The organism is Halomonas sp. KO116 (assembly GCF_000734975.2).
Classification (GTDB): Bacteria; Pseudomonadota; Gammaproteobacteria; order Pseudomonadales; family Halomonadaceae; genus Vreelandella; species Vreelandella glaciei.
In genome coordinates, this window is sequence record NZ_CP011052.1 from 2,142,844 (window position 1) to 2,162,087 (window position 19,244).

Annotated in this window: 20 protein-coding genes and 2 tRNA genes; 15 read left to right on the plus strand and 7 right to left on the minus strand. The window is 51.8% G+C overall.

What is annotated here, in order from left to right; translation table 11 throughout:
• The first annotated feature begins 218 nt into the window (after positions 1 to 218).
• Positions 219 to 1,364, plus strand: coding sequence for an AI-2E family transporter (locus KO116_RS09930; protein ID WP_035557450.1), 1,146 nt, complete (start codon positions 219 to 221; stop codon positions 1,362 to 1,364).
• Positions 1,361 to 2,068, plus strand: a complete 708-nt coding sequence (gene hda / locus KO116_RS09935) for a DnaA regulatory inactivator Hda (protein WP_035557453.1) — start codon at positions 1,361 to 1,363, stop codon at positions 2,066 to 2,068. The genes KO116_RS09930 and hda overlap by 4 nt, the downstream gene beginning before the upstream one ends.
• A gap of 123 nt (positions 2,069 to 2,191) precedes the next feature.
• Here the strand turns inward: hda and KO116_RS09940 are convergent, their stop codons facing one another.
• A complete protein-coding gene (locus tag KO116_RS09940) occupies positions 2,192 to 2,566 on the minus strand; it encodes a phasin family protein (RefSeq protein WP_035557456.1) in 375 nt (124 codons plus the stop codon).
• A 309-nt stretch (positions 2,567 to 2,875) separates the two neighbouring features.
• On the opposite strand from KO116_RS09940, the gene KO116_RS09945 reads away from it, so the two are divergent.
• Positions 2,876 to 4,252: a class II fumarate hydratase gene (locus KO116_RS09945; protein WP_035557459.1), complete on the plus strand. Its 1,377-nt coding sequence runs from the start codon at positions 2,876 to 2,878 to the stop codon at positions 4,250 to 4,252.
• A 20-nt stretch (positions 4,253 to 4,272) separates the two neighbouring features.
• Here KO116_RS09945 and KO116_RS09950 read toward each other — a convergent pair whose 3' ends face one another.
• Positions 4,273 to 5,343 (minus strand): endonuclease/exonuclease/phosphatase family protein, encoded by a 1,071-nt coding sequence (locus KO116_RS09950; protein WP_035557462.1) that lies wholly within the window; start codon positions 5,341 to 5,343, stop codon positions 4,273 to 4,275.
• A 216-nt stretch (positions 5,344 to 5,559) separates the two neighbouring features.
• Between KO116_RS09950 and KO116_RS09955 the strand changes: the two genes are divergently transcribed.
• Together KO116_RS09955 and KO116_RS09960 are read left to right on the plus strand one after the other, a co-directional pair.
• Positions 5,560 to 5,636 (plus strand) — tRNA-Val (locus KO116_RS09955).
• A gap of 23 nt (positions 5,637 to 5,659) precedes the next feature.
• A tRNA-Val gene (locus KO116_RS09960) sits at positions 5,660 to 5,736 on the plus strand.
• A gap of 57 nt (positions 5,737 to 5,793) precedes the next feature.
• Here the strand turns inward: KO116_RS09960 and KO116_RS09965 are convergent.
• The 4 genes from KO116_RS09965 to KO116_RS09980 form a co-directional block, all read right to left on the minus strand.
• Entirely contained in the window at positions 5,794 to 6,273 is a 480-nt protein-coding gene (locus KO116_RS09965) for a GAF domain-containing protein (protein ID WP_035557466.1), read from the minus strand.
• Positions 6,274 to 6,374: 101 nt separating this feature from the next.
• On the minus strand, positions 6,375 to 7,166 hold the full coding sequence (locus tag KO116_RS09970) for a MetQ/NlpA family ABC transporter substrate-binding protein (RefSeq protein WP_008956223.1): 792 nt from the start codon (positions 7,164 to 7,166) through the stop codon (positions 6,375 to 6,377).
• 103 nt (positions 7,167 to 7,269) lie between these two features.
• Positions 7,270 to 7,923, minus strand: coding sequence for a methionine ABC transporter permease (locus tag KO116_RS09975; protein WP_008956224.1), 654 nt, complete (start codon positions 7,921 to 7,923; stop codon positions 7,270 to 7,272).
• On the minus strand, positions 7,904 to 8,962 hold the full coding sequence (locus KO116_RS09980) for a methionine ABC transporter ATP-binding protein (protein WP_035557469.1): 1,059 nt from the start codon (positions 8,960 to 8,962) through the stop codon (positions 7,904 to 7,906). Before KO116_RS09980 ends, KO116_RS09975 begins: the two co-directional genes overlap by 20 nt.
• A 574-nt stretch (positions 8,963 to 9,536) precedes the next feature.
• Here KO116_RS09980 and KO116_RS09985 point away from each other — a divergent pair.
• The 10 genes from KO116_RS09985 (at position 9,537) to moaE (ending at position 17,375) form a co-directional block, all read left to right on the plus strand.
• Positions 9,537 to 10,178, plus strand: a complete 642-nt coding sequence (locus tag KO116_RS09985; RefSeq protein ID WP_035557472.1) for a riboflavin synthase — start codon at positions 9,537 to 9,539, stop codon at positions 10,176 to 10,178.
• Between the two features lie 201 nt (positions 10,179 to 10,379).
• Positions 10,380 to 11,678: an NCS2 family permease gene (locus KO116_RS09990; protein WP_035557474.1), complete on the plus strand. Its 1,299-nt coding sequence runs from the start codon at positions 10,380 to 10,382 to the stop codon at positions 11,676 to 11,678.
• 53 nt (positions 11,679 to 11,731) lie between these two features.
• Complete coding sequence (locus KO116_RS09995) at positions 11,732 to 12,277, plus strand: adenine phosphoribosyltransferase (protein ID WP_035557476.1); 546 nt, start codon at positions 11,732 to 11,734, stop codon at positions 12,275 to 12,277.
• A gap of 6 nt (positions 12,278 to 12,283) precedes the next feature.
• Complete coding sequence (gpt, locus tag KO116_RS10000) at positions 12,284 to 12,763, plus strand: xanthine phosphoribosyltransferase (protein ID WP_008956229.1); 480 nt, start codon at positions 12,284 to 12,286, stop codon at positions 12,761 to 12,763.
• Between the two features lie 2 nt (positions 12,764 to 12,765).
• Positions 12,766 to 13,449: a uracil-DNA glycosylase gene (gene ung, locus KO116_RS10005; RefSeq protein WP_200897148.1), complete on the plus strand. Its 684-nt coding sequence runs from the start codon at positions 12,766 to 12,768 to the stop codon at positions 13,447 to 13,449.
• Positions 13,450 to 13,542: 93 nt separating this feature from the next.
• The gene (gene upp, locus KO116_RS10010; RefSeq protein ID WP_035557479.1) at positions 13,543 to 14,172 is read left to right on the plus strand and encodes a uracil phosphoribosyltransferase; all 630 of its coding nucleotides are present in this window, start codon (positions 13,543 to 13,545) and stop codon (positions 14,170 to 14,172) included.
• An 87-nt stretch (positions 14,173 to 14,259) separates the two neighbouring features.
• Positions 14,260 to 15,492 carry a uracil-xanthine permease family protein gene (locus tag KO116_RS10015; protein WP_035557480.1) on the plus strand — a complete coding sequence of 411 codons (1,233 nt, stop codon included), beginning with the start codon at positions 14,260 to 14,262 and terminating at the stop codon, positions 15,490 to 15,492.
• Between the two features lie 58 nt (positions 15,493 to 15,550).
• On the plus strand, positions 15,551 to 16,114 hold the full coding sequence (gene mobB / locus KO116_RS10020) for a molybdopterin-guanine dinucleotide biosynthesis protein B (RefSeq protein WP_035557484.1): 564 nt from the start codon (positions 15,551 to 15,553) through the stop codon (positions 16,112 to 16,114).
• Positions 16,115 to 16,119: 5 nt separating this feature from the next.
• Complete coding sequence (gene moaC / locus KO116_RS10025) at positions 16,120 to 16,917, plus strand: cyclic pyranopterin monophosphate synthase MoaC (protein ID WP_035557486.1); 798 nt, start codon at positions 16,120 to 16,122, stop codon at positions 16,915 to 16,917.
• A gap of 41 nt (positions 16,918 to 16,958) precedes the next feature.
• A complete protein-coding gene (gene moaE / locus KO116_RS10030; RefSeq protein WP_232774576.1) occupies positions 16,959 to 17,375 on the plus strand; it encodes a molybdopterin synthase catalytic subunit MoaE in 417 nt (138 codons plus the stop codon).
• Between the two features lie 36 nt (positions 17,376 to 17,411).
• Here the strand turns inward: moaE and KO116_RS10035 are convergent, their stop codons facing one another.
• Complete coding sequence (locus tag KO116_RS10035) at positions 17,412 to 19,022, minus strand: ribonuclease J (protein WP_035557492.1); 1,611 nt, start codon at positions 19,020 to 19,022, stop codon at positions 17,412 to 17,414.
• Between the last annotated feature and the right edge of the window lie 222 nt (positions 19,023 to 19,244).

Consider the following 19,244-nt stretch of genomic DNA (forward strand, 5'->3'; position numbering starts at 1 on the left):
CCTGTGAAGCAATTAGCGGTGCTGGTAGTGCTGGCGACAAAGCCAGTGCTGGGCTTAACTTGAGCGGATTGTAACACTCAGCGGCTCAGGTCGCACCGCTGTGACACATGATGAAAAGCATACGAGCAGCTTTTGTTCATATGCGGCATAGTAGTGGTAAGTAAAAATAGTAGTGTTTAATGAAAATGTTGGTTTAAAGCCACGTTTGAGAGGGAACTATGCGGAATTCTTGGTGGGGTGTCCTGTTTTTAGTGGTGATCGGCGGTTTGATTTATTTGTTAGATGCAGTACTGATGCCTTTTATTGCTGGGATGATTCTCGCTTATCTAGCCGATCCGTTAGCAAACCAGTTCCAGCGTTGGGGGATGAACCGCCCATTAGCAGTCAGTAGTGTGTTTTTGGTGTTACTCCTCATTCTAGTGGTGAGTTTGCTCATATTGATTCCGCTGATTGTCCAGCAGCTTAAACAATTGGGAGAGGCCATCCCGAGTATCTTCAACTGGGTGGAAAATATCCTTGCCCCACAGGTGCAGGAGTGGACTGGCTACGATGTGACGGCGGAATTAACCAATGTCCGCGAAACACTCGCTGAAAACTGGCGGGATGCCGGTGGCTATTTAGCCCAGGCCTTAGGCCAAATTGGCCGCTCAGGGATGGCATTCGTTTCTTGGATTACCTATGTGGCCTTGATCCCTGTCGTTACTTTCTATTTGCTTTTGGACTGGAACCGTTTGCTCGATAATATTGCCAATTTGATTCCGCGTCAGTGGGCAGATGATACCTTTCGCTTAGCGCGCCGCTGCGATGAAGTGCTTTCATCATTTTTGCGCGGGCAGTTGCTCGTTATGCTGTGTTTAGGAATTATTTATTCGGTAGGTTTGACGTTGATGGGCCTAAATTTTGGCCTACTCATCGGCTTTGTGTCGGGGCTAGTAAGCATCGTGCCGTTTTTGGGCTTTATCGTTGGGTTAGTAATCGCTCTAGTTGTCGCGCTTTTCCAGTATGCTACTTGGTGGGCCTTGGTCGGCGTCATTTTGGTGTTCAGTATCGGCCAAGTGGCTGAGAGTGTGATTCTACAGCCTAAGTTACTAGGTGATAAAATTGGCCTGCATCCGGTCGCCGTCATATTTGCGGTGCTGGCGGGGGGGAATCTATTTGGACTGACAGGGGTGTTGTTAGCACTGCCCGTCGCGGCGGTCATTCTAGTGCTACTTAAAGAGGTTAAGGTTCGTTACCAACATAGTGAGTTGTACGACGATAAAAACATCGACAAAGAGTCAACGATAATTGAATCCAGTTCTTCATATCATGATGAGTTAGGTCGTGATAAGCAGGGTCGTAACGATTTTGGGGAATCACCATGAGCCGAATACCGGCACAGCTTCCACTGGGGATCGGGCTGCGGGATGACACTACTTTCGATAACTATTATGCGTCGCGGGCAAACGCACCGCTGGTTGAGCATATTACCCAGCAGTTAACCCCCACGGGAGAGCAGTTTCTTTATCTCTGGGGTGCTCCTGGTGTTGGCCGTAGTCATTTGCTTCAAGCCGCCTGTCACGCCGCATCGGATGCTGACAAGCGCACGCTTTATTTGCCACTAAGTGATTTAGGCCATTTTCCGCCATTAATGCTGGAAGATATCGAGCGCCTGGACCTTGTCGCCATTGATGACCTGGAGTGTGTGATTGGTCGTAAACGTTGGGAAGAGGCGCTATTTCACGCCTTTAATCGACTGCGTGATGCCGGTAAAAAACTGGTGATCACGGCAAGTGCCTCCCCACGCCAGCTCAATGTGGTACTGCCCGATTTGGCTTCGCGTTTGACTTGGGGGGTAACCTTTCACGTACACCCTTTAGAGAACGATGAAGAGCGTTTGACAGCTTTAAAGCTGCGCGCCAGCGTGAGAGGAATGCAGCTACCCGATGATGTCGGGCGCTATATTTTGCATCGTGGCCCGCGCGAGTTGGGCGAGCTTTGCCGCGCGGTGGAAACACTGGATAAAGCGTCTTTGTCGGCCAAGCGCAAACTAACCATTCCGTTTGTGAAATCTGCACTTAGTTGGTGAACTGAAATAGTTGGTGAACTGAAATAGTTGGTGAAATGAGATGAAAATTGATGGCCCAGAGACTAAAACGCCACCGTTGGCAGGGCCAGCGGTGGCGTTATGGTTTACTTAAACCTTGTTGGTTTAGGCAGTTTTCGTCATTTTGCTAGCGGCAGTTTGCGCCTGCTTGACGTTATCTTCAGTGATTTTCTGGCTTTTCTGGATAAAGTCCTGCTGTAGCGATACAGCTTTATCTGCGTCGCCTTTAGCGCGCTCGGCTAAATCTTTAACAACTTTCTGCTGACCTTCCATGTAACTACGCAGACCTTCTGCATCCTTGACATCCATCATCTGGCGCATCTGTGCAACGCCTGTGTCGAAATAGGCTTTGCTGGCATCCATTTGAGCATTGACCATTTTTTCGCTGTAATCGATGCTCAATGCCATATAAGCGCGTACTGGCGCCATAAACATGTTGTCAAATTGCTGAGTCATTTCGTTCGTGTTTAAAGTACGCATCGTCATACCCTCCAGGGTCTAGTCTTGCCAAAAGCAGCTATCCAGAGGTTGGCGCTGCTTATTGATTGGGTAGCTTTTTAAGCTATCTTGCGATGCAGCATAACAACTGTTTTTGTGCAGTGCAACATTTGGCTTTAGGCATTTTAGGATAGGCAGGCAAGTAAGTGTATGTGGACTAGGTCATGTTTACCCGCATGGCCTAACCAGCTAGCTTAAAGGGAGTTGATGCAGTTTTATGCTGGCGAACGAAAGAGAGAGTATGCGCTCAGATAAGCAGCATTATTAATTTCACTGATGGGAGTAAGAGCAATGGCCACACGGACGGAACGCGACAGCATGGGCGAACTGGAAGTGCCTTTCGATGCCCTCTACGGCGCGCAGACTCAGCGGGCAATCAATAACTTTCCTGTTTCCCATACGCCTATGCCGACCGCTTTTATTCATGCGGTCACCCGCATCAAACTAGCCGCAGCACGTGCAAACCAAACCCTGGGAGGGTTAGATAGCGCACGTGGTGAAGCTATCCAAAAAGCGGCTCGTGACGTATTAACCGGCAAGCATGACCAGCATTTCCCCATCGATGTTTTTCAAACCGGTTCAGGCACTTCCACCAATATGAACGTCAACGAGGTGTTGGCGACCTTAGCAAGCAGGGAGGGCGTTGAGGTAACCCCGAACGATCACGTTAATATGGGGCAATCGAGTAATGATGTGATCCCAACGGCTATCCATCTTTCCGCGGCCATTGCTGTTCACGAATCGCTGCGCCCAGCCCTTGTTCATCTGCGCGATACTATTGATCAGCGCGCAAGCGAACTAAGCCATGTGGTAAAAACCGGCCGTACGCATCTTATGGACGCTATGCCGCTGCGCATGGATCAAGAGCTGGGCGCTTGGTCGAGCCAGATTAATCAGGCCATAGAGCGTTTTGACAGCGCAATGAAGAGGCTCTGCAGATTAGCGCAAGGCGGGACCGCTGTAGGTACCGGTGTTAACGCGCCAGCCGGTTTTGCTGAGCAGGTTGCTCAAGAGCTTAGTGAACAGACCGGGTTAATGTTCACGCCCAATGACAGCTTTTTTGCCAGCCTCTCGTCACAAGATGCGGCAGTAGAGCTGTCGGGGCAACTGAAAGGGCTCGCCTGCGTCATCATGAAAATTGCCAATGATTTGCGCTGGATGAACTCTGGCCCACTGGCAGGGCTGGGGGAAATTGAACTTGAGGCACTGCAGCCCGGTAGCTCCATTATGCCAGGAAAAGTTAACCCGGTGATTCCAGAATCAGCCGCTCAGGCTGCCGCGCAAGTGATTGGCCTGGATACGGCCATTACGGTTGCCGGGCAAAGCGGCAATTTTCAATTGAACGTGATGTTGCCGCTGGTCGCTTCCAATCTACTTACCTCCATTAGCCTGATGAGTAACACCGCCCGGCTGCTAGCGGATAGAGCAATTGCGACCTTTAAAGTGCGTGAAGAGAATTTAAAAGGGCCGCTAGCAAAGAACCCTATTTTGGTAACGGCATTAAACGGCGTGATTGGTTATAACGCTGCCGCGGCGATTGCTAAAGAGGCTTATCAAGCCGGGCGGGCGATTATTGATGTTGCTGAGGAGAGGACCGACCTGGATCGCGAAACGTTAGAGCGGCTGCTAGACCCGGCCGTGCTTACCCAGGGAGGCGTCCCTGAGTAAGCAATGCAGGTAGCCAGCGATCAGGTCTCTTGTTTTTCAATTTTACCTTCTTGGATTGTTTCGCTGGCCTCACTTCGCTCTTCCGTACTGGCCTCTGGGGTTTCTGCTTCATTTTTGCGCGAAGGGCGATAGCAAAACGTTGCCAACATAGGAAAATGATCAGAACCAAAGTACTTCAGCCGCTGCATACCCAGCAGTGTGAAGTGTTCGGTCACAAAAATATGGTCCAGTGGCCAGCGCAATATCGGGTATTTGGCGTGGAAGGTGCTGAACAACCCGCGTCCTCGGCGTGGGTCAAGCATGCCGCCAACACGGCAAAACAGGCGTGTTGTGCGTGACCATGCCACGTCGTTAAGGTCGCCAGCGACTAGTGTCGGTTGGGGGTCTTCATGAATACGTTTGCCTACCAACAACAGCTCTGCATCGCGCCAAAGGGATTTTTCACTCTCGCTAGGTGCTGGCGGGCGAGGGTGCAGGGCAAATAGGCGAATAGAGTCACCGTTAGCCAGCGTTACTCTGGTATGAATAGACGGGATGTCATCTTGAATCAGCCATTCAACGGAGGTGTCGGTAAGCTCAAGATGAGAATAGAGGTGCATGCCATAAAGATTGTCTAGCGGGATTTTAACGCTATTGGGCCATTGCTCAGCTAACGCGGGATCCAATTGGTCTTGCCACCATTGGTCAGACTCTAGCGTTAATACGATGTCAGGCTGGTGCTGTTTGATCATATCGATTAACGGTTGAACTTGCCGATTAGGCGTCAGCACGTTAGCAATCAGCAGGGTAATGGTTTTATCTTCGTCGTTACTTTTTGCTGTTTTAACCTGTATAGGCCATAGGCGAGTAAAAGGCATAATGTAGTAGCCTTGGATCAGAAAAGTGATGCCTGACGCAAGTAGTGCTACCCATTGCCATGGGCCAGCCTCGACCAGTATTGCCGTTGCAATGAAGGTGACTAACGCTAGGCTAATAATCTGTAGGCGTGGAAACTCAAAACTGCGAACCCACCACCAATGTAATTCTATGCGCGCCATCAGTGTCGCTATTAATAACACGATGGCTATGCTTCCTAGCAAAATACCCAGCATGGTCTATCACCCTTAATGAATATCAAGAATATTAAAATACCCAGCCTAGCGGTATAAGGATTATAAAGATAGAAATGCGCTATAAATGACGATCTATATCCCGTTGAGCGGCTCAGGGTGCATTCGCTCGTGGTGTAAAATAGCTTGCAATTCAGTGATGAAAGCGTAAAATACGCATCCGTTGCTTAGCTAGCGCCATCTGTTTCAGCGCGCAATAGGACCATAGCTCAGTTGGTTAGAGCGCCACGTTGACATCGTGGAGGTCGGCGGTTCAAATCCGCCTGGTCCTACCATTCGCTAGCCAGCCCCAATTTCTAGGACCATAGCTCAGTTGGTTAGAGCGCCACGTTGACATCGTGGAGGTCGGCGGTTCAAATCCGCCTGGTCCTACCAGCTATTATCAAAAGCACCCCGGCATTTATTGCTCGGGGTGCTTTTGTATGGGCGTTGTTAGCGTTCAATTAAGTCGGGCAGCTCTGTCTGACGTATAAAGGTGGCGACTAGCGCTTCAATGCCTGCTTGGTCTTGTGAGGTAAAGCGCGCATGGCGAGGGCTATCCAGGTCAAGAACCCCCCAAAGGGTGCCGTTGACTACAATGGGCACTACCAACTCGGAGCGTGAGTTGGCGTCGCAGGCAATATGGTCAGCCACCGCATGCACATCGTCGACTCGCTGAGTGATTTGCTGGCGTGCAGCGGCACCGCATACGCCTTTGCTGAATGGGATCGGGTGGCAGGCAGGCTGCCCTTGGAACGGGCCCAGGCCCAAGACGTCAGGCTGGCGCTGGAGATAAAAGCCGACCCAGTTAAGGTCGCTAAGCTGCTGCTGAATAAAAGCACACGTTTGGGCGCTGTTGGTGAGCCAGTCGCGCGTATCAAGCAGCGCTTCGAGCTGGCGATTAAGAAGTGGGTAGTCAACGCTGTTTTGCATGAAGCCTCTCTTGCTACTAACGCAACAGGCCGGCACTTTTTGCATAGGAGATACCTATGCGTGCCGGCCTGATGTCATCTATTGATTACTAATTCGCGGTTTTACTCGGTCCAGCCAGGTACCGCAGCACCTTTAAATAGCTCTTCCGCTTTTTCAATCACTTCATCACGCTGATAGGCGTCGACCAGTTGGCGAATCTCTTCGCGCTCTTCGTCACCGCCACGTACGGCGATCAAGTTAACATACGGAGATTCAGGGCCTTCTTTAATCAAGGCGTCATCCAGGCTCAGGCCAGCAGGCTGCGCGAAGGTATTATTGATGAACGCCATATCGACATCAGGCAGTACGCGAGGAAGCTGGGCCGCCTCAATTTCGCGGAAACGGAAGTCACGGGGGTTTTCAGCGATATCAATAGGTGTTGATTCCAGAAACTCTGGGTCGTTAAGGGTGATCAGCCCTTCGTTGTGCATCAGGATCAACGCGCGGCCCTCATTAGAAGGATCGTTGGGCAGCGCGATTTGCGCACCGTCAGGTAGATCGTCGATGCTGTCGTATTTTTCTGAGTAAGCGCCGATTGGGTAAACGAAGGTATAACCCGCAATTGCCAGGTCATAGCCGCGATCTTCTACCATCGACTGCAAGTAGGGCTCGTGCTGGTAGGCGTTGGCATCCAGGCTGCCGTCGGCCAGAGCAGCATTGGGCGTGACGTAATCAGTGAACTCAATGATTTCGACATCCAGATCATACTCTTCTTTGGCAATGCGCGCTGCCACTTCCATTACTTCCGTTTCAGGGCCGGCAACGGTACCCATCTTGATGCTGCGCGTTTCAGCGTTAGCGACGTTAACCGCAAGGGCTAAGGCGGTAAGACTACCAATAATGAGTTTTTGCATGAGGTCTCTCCAGTAACGTTGTACGTAATGGTTCAATGATGCGGTAATAAGAAGCAGTTGTCTAATGCGTTTTGGTTATATTGGATTATTCCGTTGGGCGCTTTTATTTACGATCACTCTTGCGCACCAAGTAGTCACCCAGGCTTTGGAAGCCTTGCACCATAACAACCAGAATCACTACCGTAATCAGCATGATGGTGGGGTTGAAGCGGTTGTAGCCGTAGCGAATGCCCAAGTCGCCTAGGCCGCCGCCGCCGACGGCACCCGCCATGGCGGAGTAACTGACCAGCGTGACGGCGGTAATCGTTAAGCCAGTCATGATTCCGCCACGGGCTTCTGGGATCAGTACTTTGCAAATGATCTGCCACGGCGTTGCCCCCATGGCTTGGGCGGCTTCAATTAATCCTGGCGAAATCTCATTCAGCGCTGCTTCTACCAGCCGAGCAACAAACGGAATGGCAGCAATAGTAAGCGGCACTGACGCGGCGTTAATACCAATTGAGGTACCTACCAACATGCGCGTAAAAGGGATGATGGCCACCATCAAAATAATGAACGGAATAGAGCGGCCAATGTTGGTAATAATGCTCAGCAATTGATTGAGCACCGGCTTCGCCAATATTTGGCGTGGGCGAGTGACATACAGCATCACGCCAAGCGGTAGGCCCACTAGGGTAGAAATAAGCCCTGAGACGGCCACCATATAAAGGGTATCCAGCGTGGCCTGTAAAATAAGATCAATCATTGCGCTGGACATGGCCGAGTACCTCTACCTGTAGTTGATGAGATTCAAGATAGGTCATGGCTTGCTGAGTTTGCGTCGGCGTGCCCAGCAGCTCAGCGATCATCAGGCCCAGTGTGCGTTCCTGGATCGACTCTACCTTGGCTTGCAAAATGCTGACATCGACCCCGCACTCGCGAGCCAGGCGTGAAATCAGCGGTGTGGAAACCGCGTCGCCAGAAAACGTTAGGCGTACCACCGGATGTGTATTATCGCCAGGGGTATCAACGAGTCTTTCTATCAGCTCTTTAGGCGGCGTTAGCTGAAGAAAGTCATTGAGAAACTCACGGCCAAGCTGGGTGCGAGGGGCGGTGAAGAAGTCGCCGACTTCGGAATCCTCCACCAATTCGCCGTCTGAAATCAGGCTGACGCGGTGGCAGATCGATTTCACCACTTCCATCTCGTGGGTGATCAGTAGAATGGTGATCCCCAGTTGATGATTAATGTCACGCAGCAGTTCTAATATAGAGCTGGTGGTCTGTGGATCTAACGCGGAGGTGGCCTCATCGCACAGTAATACCTGCGGCTTGCTGGCCAGTGCCCGAGCAATCGCGACGCGCTGTTTCTGGCCGCCTGAAAGCTGGGCGGGATACTGATCCGCTTTATCTGCCAGGCCAACCATTTCCAGCAGTGGAATAACACGTTCGCGAACGGTATGACGTTTTTGTCCCATCAGCTCAAGCGGTAGGGCAACATTATCGAAGACCGAGCGCGTGGTTAGCAGATTGAAGTGCTGAAAAATCATACCGATGCGGTGACGTGCCTGGTTAAGGGCTGCGTTACTCAGGCTCGTCATTTCCTGGCCATCCACTGTCACGGTGCCACTAGTGGGGCGCTCTAGCAGATTAACGCAGCGAATTAGTGTCGATTTCCCCGCGCCAGACAGGCCAATGACGCCGTGAATGGTGCCTTTGGGCACGATGAGGTTGGCTTCTTTAAGCGCATGGATGGCATTGGAGCCGTTGCCTTTGTTGTTGCTGAAATAGGTTTTACTGACGTTGCTAAGTTCAATCATAGCGTCTGCCTTAACGGTAGGCCGAAGACGGAGTGCGGGGTGCAAGCATTGGGCGGGTCAGTATAGGGCGGGCCTGCAGCGAATGAGAAACAAAAAAGGCCACCCTAATGGGCGGCCATCAACGCTGGACACACCCTTTTAGCTGCACTTCACCGAGTTAGAAACTTGGTGGACGCCCGCAATCTGGGTACAAATCGGCGTCATTACATTTGCGGCAAAAGCTTAGAGATAGGTAGGTGTTTTGTCAATTATAGCCGTCTGATTTTATGTTTTAGGAGCTTACAATAGTCTTTTATTCTATTAGAAAAGAGTGTTTAGGTTTTTAGAGCTGTCGACAGGCTTAGAGGGGCGTGTTCGATGAGAGAAAAACACGCTTACGCAAGACCCTATAAAAACGAGTGACGTAGAATAGAGGGCCTCACGTTTCATGCTCTTATGGAAATCACCATAAGAGTGCACACATAGGGGGCGCCAGTAGTAAGCTTGTGCCCATGATTTTGGTTATTTTTACCTCCCCGCTTTTAATACTTAGTTTTTTAATACTTAGTTTTTACCCATTAGGAGAATGAGCCATATGTTTACGGGCATTGTGCAAGGGGTCGCCAAGGTAGTAGCGGTGCGTGAGCTGGATGATTTTCGCGTACATGTTGTGGAAATGCCGCCAGCCATGCGCGAGGGGCTTGAGATTGGTGCATCTGTTGCTCATAACGGCGTTTGCTTAACGGTGACGGCCATCGATGGTGATAGCGTTAGTTTTGATTTGATGCGTGAAACGCTGAGATTGACTAATCTTGGTGCAATTGTGCCAGGGCAATGCGTCAATATAGAGCGTGCGGCGCGTTTTGGCGATGAGATTGGTGGGCACTCTATGTCGGGGCACATCATTTCCATGGCAGAGGTAGTGGCTATTGAAGAAGCGCCCAATAACCGTCGATTATGGTTTTCCCTGCCGGAAAGGCTTGGCCGATTTGTGTTCGAGAAAGGCTATATCGGGGTGGACGGTATCAGTTTGACTATCGGTGATGTACGTCAAAGCGGTAGCGGAAGCGTAGAGTTTAGCGTCAATTTAATCCCTGAAACCTTATCGCGCACTACGCTTCAGGATCGAGCGCCGGGGGATCAAGTCAATATTGAAATTGATCCGCAAACCCAGGTGATCGTTGAAACGGTAGAGCGCGTGCTCTCTCAAAAAAACGGGCGCAGCAACCCTCTTTAGCTTAATCCGCCATTGAATTGACCGATCGGTTAGGTTGTGGCCTGAAGATTGCTTTGTATACAGCGGCGGGGCTGCTCTCGCTTACATGGGTCGCCATGCTGAAGCGCTCGCATCACGGTGAGCGTTTCGGTAGTATGTGCGGCTTTTCTCAGCACCAGAACGCGTGCGCGTGCTGCGTTATCGCTAAGGATAAGAAAATTCATGAAACTTCTGGATAGTTATTTCAAGCTCACTGAGCACAAAACTAATGTGAAAACAGAAGTTATCGCCGGGATCACTACGTTCCTGACGATGGCCTACATTATTTTTGTTAACCCGAGCATCCTGTCTGAAGCGGGCATGGACTACGGTGCGGTATTTGTGGCGACGTGCATAGCCGCAGCGATTGGCTGTTTCGTGATGGGCCTATGGGCCAATTATCCAATCGCCCAAGCACCAGGCATGGGGTTGAATGCCTTTTTCACCTACGGTGTTGTATTGGGTATGGGGTATACATGGGAAGCGGCACTCGGCGCCGTCTTCTTCTCTGGTCTCTCTTTCTTCCTGTTAAGCATTTTTAGAATTCGTGAATGGATTATTAACTCTATTCCCATGACATTGCGACTCGGGATCGCTGCTGGTATCGGTCTTTTCTTGGCGATGATTGCGCTGAAAAATGCCGGTATTGTGGTTGCTAATCCCGCTACCTTTGTTTCTTTAGGTGATCTATCTCAGCCGCCCGCCTTATATGCGCTGTTAGGCTTCTTTGTGATTACCGCGCTTTCTTACCTGCGCGTCACCGGTGCGGTCATGATCGGTATTTTGGGCGTGACAGTGATTGCCATGGTGCTGGGCCATAATGAGTACGGCGGTCTAATGTCGATGCCTCCCTCGATTGCGCCTACATTTATGGCGATGGATTTAATGGGCGCGCTAGATGTAGCGATGCTCAGCGTCATTTTTGCCTTCTTGTTTGTTGATTTGTTTGACACCTCGGGCACGTTGGTGGGCGTTGCTCATCGGGGCAAACTACTGGATAAAGATGGCAAGCTGCCGCGCCTTGGCCGTGCCATGATGGCTGACAGTGCCGCGTCTATGGCGGGTGCTGCATTGGGTACTTCCACTACCACTAGCTATATTGAATCAACAGCGGGCATCGCATCCGGTGGCCGGACTGGTTTGACGGCGGTAGTCGTGGGCGGCCTATTCCTGATCAGCCTGTTCTTCGCACCGTTGGCGGGCTCCATTCCGGCCTACGCTACCGCTGGTGCGCTGCTGTATGTAGCGGTATTAATGACGGGTAGCTTGGCGCATGCTAATTGGGAAGATCCAACGGATGCTGCGCCGGTACTGATTGCTGCTTTGGCAATGCCGCTGACGTTCTCGATTGCCGAAGGAATTGCACTCGGTTTCATCAGCTACGTAGCGATCAAAACGTTATCAGGCCGTTTTAGCGACTTGAATCCGGCCGTTATTATTTTGGCGCTCCTGTTTGCGGTAAGGTATCTCTTCTTGGTTTGATCGGCCTTTTCCGCTTTCTAACTACTTAATTTTACTACTCAATGAGAGACGCGATGAGCATCTACGGCGACTACATTAAGTCCGTTATTCGCACGGTTCCAGATTGGCCTGAGAAAGGCGTGAATTTTCGCGACATCACTCCTTTGCTACAAAATAGCGCGGCCTTTCGCAAGCTGATTGATAGCTTCGTACATCGCTATCAGGAAATGAACCTGGATGCTATCGCGGCAATCGATGCGCGCGGTTTCATTATTGGCGCACCGCTCGCTTATGAGTTGGGGTGTAGCTTTGTGCCGGTGCGTAAGAAGGGCAAGCTACCGTTTAAAACCATCAGCGAGACTTATACGCTGGAGTACGGTCATTCGGAAGTTGAGCTGCACTCCGATGCTTTCCAGAAAGATGACCGTATTCTGCTGATGGATGATTTGATCGCCACCGGTGGCACTATGCTGGCAGCGGCTAACCTTATCCAGCGCAGCGGTGGTCACGTAGTGGAAACGGCTACGATTATTGATCTTCCCGAACTGGGTGGGTCACAAAAAATTCGCGATGCGGGTTACAGCGTATTCGCAGTTTGTTCCTTCAACGAAGACGAGTAGCCCCCAATGAGCAGCGATCGTTATCACCAACACTTCACTGTCTCCTGGGATCAGCTTCACCGTGATGTGCGTACGCTTTGTCATCAGATGATCGAGCGTGATTTTAAGGGCATTGTGGCGATTACCCGTGGCGGTTTAATTCCGGCCGCACTAATCGCCCGTGAGCTTAATATTCGTCTGATCGATACGGTGTGTATTAAGAGCTACGACCATATGGATCAGGGTGGCCTGGATATTATGAAGGGTGTCGACCATGACGGTGATGGCTGGCTACTCGTCGATGATTTAGTCGATACTGGCAAAACTGCACGCGCAGTACGCAAAATGTTGCCTAAGGCACACTTTGTGACCATTTATGCCAAACCGGACGGTCGTCCATTGGTGGATCAATACCTAACGGAAGTAGCGCAGCAGTGCTGGATCCAGTTTCCTTGGGATATGGGTGTTGCTTACGTTGAACCACTCGTCGATCAAATGAAGAGGTAATGATGGCCAATCCACTTCCTGACGATTGGAGTCAGTGGCTGGGTGATGAGTTTAAGGCTGACTATATGCTCGCACTAAAGGAGTTTTTGGCGCAGCAGAAGGCGGCTAAAAAAACCATTTACCCCCACTCAGCGCAATGGTTTCGCGCCTTTGAGTTAACCCCTCTGCATGAAGTGAAAGTCGTTATCTTGGGGCAAGATCCTTACCACGGCCCCAACCAAGCTCATGGCTTGAGTTTCTCCGTACGGCCCGGTGTACAGGTGCCGCCTTCGCTAGCTAACATCTACAAAGAGTTGGCCAGCGATGTCGGCTTTAAACCGGTGCAGCATGGCAACTTGGATAGTTGGGCCAAGCAGGGCGTCCTGTTATTAAACACCTCGTTAACGGTTGAACAAGGGAATGCTGGTTCTCATCGCGGCAAGGGGTGGGAGGTATTCACTGACCGCGCCATTGAAGCCGTTAGCCAGCATGCGTCGCCATGTGTGTTTTTGTTATGGGGAAGTCAGGCGCGCCAGAAGAAAGCATTAATTGACCAGAGTCGCCATTTGGTGCTTGAAGCCCCGCACCCGTCGCCGCTCTCTGCGCATCGAGGGTTTTTTGGCACCCGGCACTTTTCGCAAGCAAATCAATTCCTGCAAGCGCAGGGGCGCACGCCTATCGACTGGCAATTGCCGGAAACCCCTTAACCTCCTATTAGGTTGCGGGTAGAATGTGCGCAATTTTGCGTCTAGTGACATACCCAGATTGTCATTTTGAATCCCCAGCTGTGAGGAAGTCCCATGAGTGTTTACGCCATTAACCATCCGCTTGTTCAACATAAGCTGGGACTGATGCGCGAAGTTGATCTGAGCACTAAGAGCTTTCGTGAGCTGGCAGGTGAAGTCGCTAAGCTATTGACCTATGAAGCAACCAAAGGTCTTGAGCTGGAAGATCACGAAATCCAAGGATGGAACGGCGAGCCGATTGCAACACGACGGCTTAAGGGTAAAAAAGTTACCGTGGTACCGATTTTGCGCGCAGGCTTGGGTATGTTAGAAGGTGTAACAGACTTAATTCCCAGTGCTCGAGTCAGTGTTGTTGGTCTTTACCGCGATGAAAAGACGCTTGAGCCAGTACCGTATTTCGCCAAATTCGCTAACGATATCGAAGAGCGTATGGCAATCGTGATTGACCCTATGCTGGCCACCGGTGGTTCAATGGTGGCTACGTTGGACATGCTGCGTGAGCGTGGCTGTGTGCATATGAAGGTGATTGTGCTTGTCGCTGCCCCTGAAGGCATCAAACGGGTGCAGGAAGCATATCCCGACATCGAAATTTACACTGCTTCGGTCGATGAGCGACTCGATGAAAATGGCTATATCGTCCCTGGACTAGGTGACGCAGGCGATAAGATTTTCGGAACGCGCTAAGCGCCTTTTTTAAATTAGCCCCTCACGCTTCGCGTTAGGGGCATTTTTTTGCATATCTACTCTCTAATAATCACTAGGAATTCTCTAATGCGTGAAGCTACCAGCCAGGCAGAGTCGTGGCCAAAAGTAGTATTAACCGGTGCACAAATGCTGTTTGTGGCTTTTGGTGCCTTGGTATTAGTACCGCTTTTAACCGGACTTGACCCGAGTGTCGCACTGTTTACTGCTGGGGCTGGCACGTTGATATTTCATGCAGTGACGAAGCAAAGTGTGCCCGTTTTTTTGGCCTCTTCGTTTGCTTTTATCGCGCCTATTCAGGGGGCGGTAGCAAGCTTCGGTGTGCCGGCCACGATGGGCGGTCTGATGGCCTCAGGGCTGGTATATGTCGCGATCTCACAAGCGGTGCGATTAAAAGGTACCGCTTGGCTGCACCGCTTACTCCCTGCCGTTGTGGTCGGGCCGGTAATCATGGTCATTGGCTTGGCGCTGGCGCCTGTGGCAGTCAGCATGGCAACCGGTGAAACCAGTGACAACATCGGCTATGGTCCGGCCATTTTTCTCTCAATGACCAGCTTGTTGGTGACTTTGTTGCTGGCCGTTTTTGGCCGCGGCCTGCTCCGCCTAGTGCCGATTATGGGGGGTATCGTCACGGGTTATTGCTTGGCGTTGTTAATGGGATTAGTAGATTTTACCCCGGTACGCGAAGCGGCGTGGTTTTCGGTGCCCAGCTTTACCGCACCCAGTTTTCACTGGGCCGCTATTCTATTTATGATCCCGGTCGCTATCGCCCCGACGGTAGAGCACATTGGTGACATGGTTGCTATTGGCTCAGTGACCCGCAAAAACTATTTGGAAAAACCCGGCCTGCATCGCACCCTGTTAGGCGATGGGTTGGCGACCAGTGTGGCAGCGCTATTTGGCGGCCCCCCGAATACAACCTACTCGGAAGTCACGGGGGCGGTAACGCTGACTCGGGCATTTAACCCCAAGTACATGATTGTTGCTGCGATTTTTGCCATTGTGCTGGCGTTTGTGTCTAAGCTTGGTGCGCTGCTGCAGACTATACCCGGCCCGGTCATGGGGGGGATTATGACATTGCTGTTTGGTTCTATTGCGGTCGTTGGTATGAACACGCTAGTGCGAGCAGGGCAGTCGCTGACGGCACCTCGCAACTTAGTAGTGGTCTCGCTCATACTGGTATTCGGAATAGGTGGTATGCAGTTCGGGAGCGGTCAATTTACCCTGCAAGGCGTGAGCTTGGCTGCACTGGTAGGTATTGCGTTGAACTGGCTATTACCCAAGGCGCAAGAGGGCGAGTAAAGTCATCCACTTTAACGCTGTAAGCATCGTATGAATGGCAAGTAGGGGGGTAGGCTGTATGAGTAACGAACTAACCGCATCCTTCCCCATTCTAGGGATTGCTGCCTGGAGCGGTACCGGCAAAACGACACTGTTAGAGAAGCTGCTGCCTCTATTAGCTGCGTATGGTTTGAAAGTAGCCGTGATTAAGCATGCTCATCACTCGTTTGAAGTCGACCAGCCTGGAAAGGATAGCTATAAACTGCGTAGTGCGGGCGCGGCCCCTGTTCTAGTCGCTTCACGGCAACGATTTGCGCTGATGCAGGAAACGCCCGACCAGGAAGAACCCGATTTAGCCAGCTTAATAACCATGATGGTGCCGCACCATCCCGACCTAGTGATTGTCGAAGGCTTTAAAGCTTGGCCGATCCCTAAGCTGGTGCTTTATCGCGATGGCGTAGGGGACTCGGCAATTTTGACCGACCCATGGGTCGAGGCGGTTGCATTAAGCGCGCCATCGCCAATTGATTTAACTTCTTGCGTAGCGCAGTTAAATCTTGATGACAGCGACGCAATCGCGCGCTGGATAGTGACCTGGATAAACGCAAAAAACCAAACTGTGGCTTCAAAAAAGGAAAGGTGACCAGCATGCATCTAACCCACCTCAATACCCGGGGCGAAGCCAACATGGTGGATGTCGGCGATAAACAAGAAACGCGCCGCGAAGCCGTCGCCTCGGGGCGCATTGTAATGCTGCCTGAAACGCTGACATTGCTCACCGAAGGGGGATTGCCGAAAGGAGATGTCCTCGCCACCGCCCGTATCGCGGGCATTCAGGCTGCAAAACGCACTCATGAATTGATTCCACTCTGCCATGCATTGGCGCTATCAAAGGTGTCGGTTGAATTCGAGATCGACATGGCCGAGTCCTGTGTGCATGTAACGTCGCTGTGTCGTTTAAATGGTCGCACCGGTGTTGAGATGGAGGCGCTTACAGCCGTTTCAGTCGCCTGCTTAACCCTCTACGATATGTGCAAAGCGGTCGATAAGGGCATGCATATTGAAGCGATCCAGCTCGACAGCAAGCAGGGCGGCCAACGCGGGGATTATCAGCGTGTGAATAGGCAGTCGCCTATCGTGACGGGCGAAGGCACCTCAGGAGAAGTAAGCCTGGGTGAGCGCTGTCCTTCCCCCTGCGTGCGGGTTAAATTTCTGGCTGAACTGCGCGAGCGGGTAGGAGAAAGCGAGGCGACTGTTGGGCTGGACCAGCTTGCTAGCCGCGATATCAGTGGTTTAAAGGCAGCGCTGGCCGAGCGCGATGATCGGTTTAAACTGCTTACTGATCAGCGCACGTTATGTGCCATTAATCAGGTAATGGCAAACGATGATGCGCTAGTGACCGATGATGACGAAGTGGCGTTTTTCCCACCGGTCACAGGGGGTTAACGTTGGATATTAAAGTAGCGGTTCAAGCAGCGCCATTCTCGATGGACTACGGCTATAGCGATGCATTAGTCGGGCGCAGCGATATTGGCGCGGTGGTGAGCTTTACCGGACTGGTGCGTGATTTCAACGAGACGCCCGATGTTACGGGGTTAACACTGGAGCATTACCCCGGTATGACCGAGCGCACGCTAACGGAGATTGGCGAGCAGGCGTGGCAGCGTTGGTCGCTACAAGCGGTGCGGATAATTCATCGCGTTGGTTATCTGGGCCCTGGCGACCCCATCGTGCGGGTGCTTGTAGCTAGTGCTCACCGCCGAGAGGCATTTGAAGCCTGCGATTTTATTATGGATTTTTTAAAAACCCAGGCGCCTTTTTGGAAGAAAGAGCACTCCACTCGGGGAGAATATTGGGTCAAAGAACGCCACTCTGACCAACAAGACGCGGCACGCTGGGAGTGAGTTTGCCACGTCTTGCTACTCCGCAATGATGCACCACTAACGATTGGCAGCATTTTCCAAGGTAAGGGCTTCTGGCATTTCGGCGGCCATAATCTGAAGATGCACATCGGGCAGGTGCTGCATATGCTCCGCCAGCCAGTGTACCAAGCGAGGCTGCAATGCTTGGCGAAGGTCGGCCAGTGTGTCGGCGGCAATCTCATCAAGCTGATCATCCAGCCAATCACTAAAGCTATCTTCATCCAGCGGGCTGGCACCCGTCGCATCCAGCATCAAACGTCCAATGCGCACCCAGCCCGTATCAGTCGCGGTCACCGGCAGTGCTAGGTACAAACTGCCACGACGTGCCGTACCGGCGTCTTTTACTTCCAACCCTGGGTGAGGAACCACGCTGTTTTGGCTGACGATGCAGGGCGGCTGGGGATAGCGTGCCTCGCAGCGCAGCCCTTGGTTATCAAAGCTTATTAAATCGCCATTAACTGGCGACAACGGCGCACTGATCCCTAATTGACGGGCAATTGCCTGATGCGCCTGCTGATGCCTTGCTTCGCCGTGGACAGGCATCAGGTGCTTCGGCTTAACCCATTGATAGAGTTTGATTAACTCATCGTGAGCGGGGTGCCCAGTAGCATGTAACTCGGGATGGTTGATTTCGTCGTAAATACGAACACCTAACTGCGCTAAACGTTTTTTTAGCTGTTCAATAGGGCGTTCGTTGCCTGGAATGGCTTTAGCCGAGAAGATAACATTATCGCCGGTCTGAAGATCCACAAAGGGGTGGCGGCCCTGAGCAAGACGCTGAAGCGCGGCACGGGCCTCACCCTGGCTGCCGGTGGCGATAATGACCACTTCATCCGGGGGGAGATAACCCAGATCGTGATTGGGTACCAGCGGCGGTAAGTCATCCATATAGCCAAGCCCACGCGCAACGCTAACCATTCGCTCCATTGAGCGCCCCATTAAGCTGATGCGACGGCCACACTGATGCGCTGCGCGCCCGATAGCTAATACCCGCGCAAGGTTACTGGCAAAGCAAGATACCACCACACGGCCCTGGCAGTTGGCGAGGGCTTTTACCAATGCTCTTGCCACATCACCTTCGCTGCCGGAGTGGCCTGGCATGGGGGCATTGGTGGAATCGCCGACCACTAAATCGACCGGGGCCAGCGCTCTAAACTGCGCCGCGCTTACCGGTGAACCGATAAGCGGCTCAGGATCAAGTTTCCAGTCACCAGTATGTAAAACGCGATAACCACCAGCCATCATCATAATGGCACAGCTTTCGGGTATTGAATGCGTCAACGACAAGTAGCGCAGCGTAAACGGCCCGCTTTCAAGTGCCTCACCTGGTTCGATGACATGAATCGCAGCGCTGCTAAGTTGATGTTCAGCAAATTTAAGGCGTAACAGCCCTGCGGCTAATGGCGTGGCATAAATAGGACAATTCCACATCGGCCAGAGCCAAGCGACGGCGCCAATGTGGTCTTCATGGCCGTGGGTAACAAATAGTGCTTTCGGGACTATCCCTAATGATTTTGGTGTATCAAGATTAGGCACTTGTAGCGGTGAGTTGGGGAAATCCTGGCGAATCATCATGCCGCAGTCGACGACAATCCAGTGATCATCGTAGCCGTAGAGCGTTAGATTCATGCCAATCTCACCGCATCCCCCCAGCGGCAACATGCGCAGCGGAGGACGACGACGGGGACGAATTTGAACGCGTGAAGAGTGCATCAGTTATGAAAAGCCTAAAAAGTAGTGACTCAACTATACGGGAAGGCAGGGGCGGCTAACAATCATCCTTGGCCTTCCGATACACTATGCAACCTAAGCCGTTGGTTTGTCATAATTACCTTAGAAATAGGTCAAGAG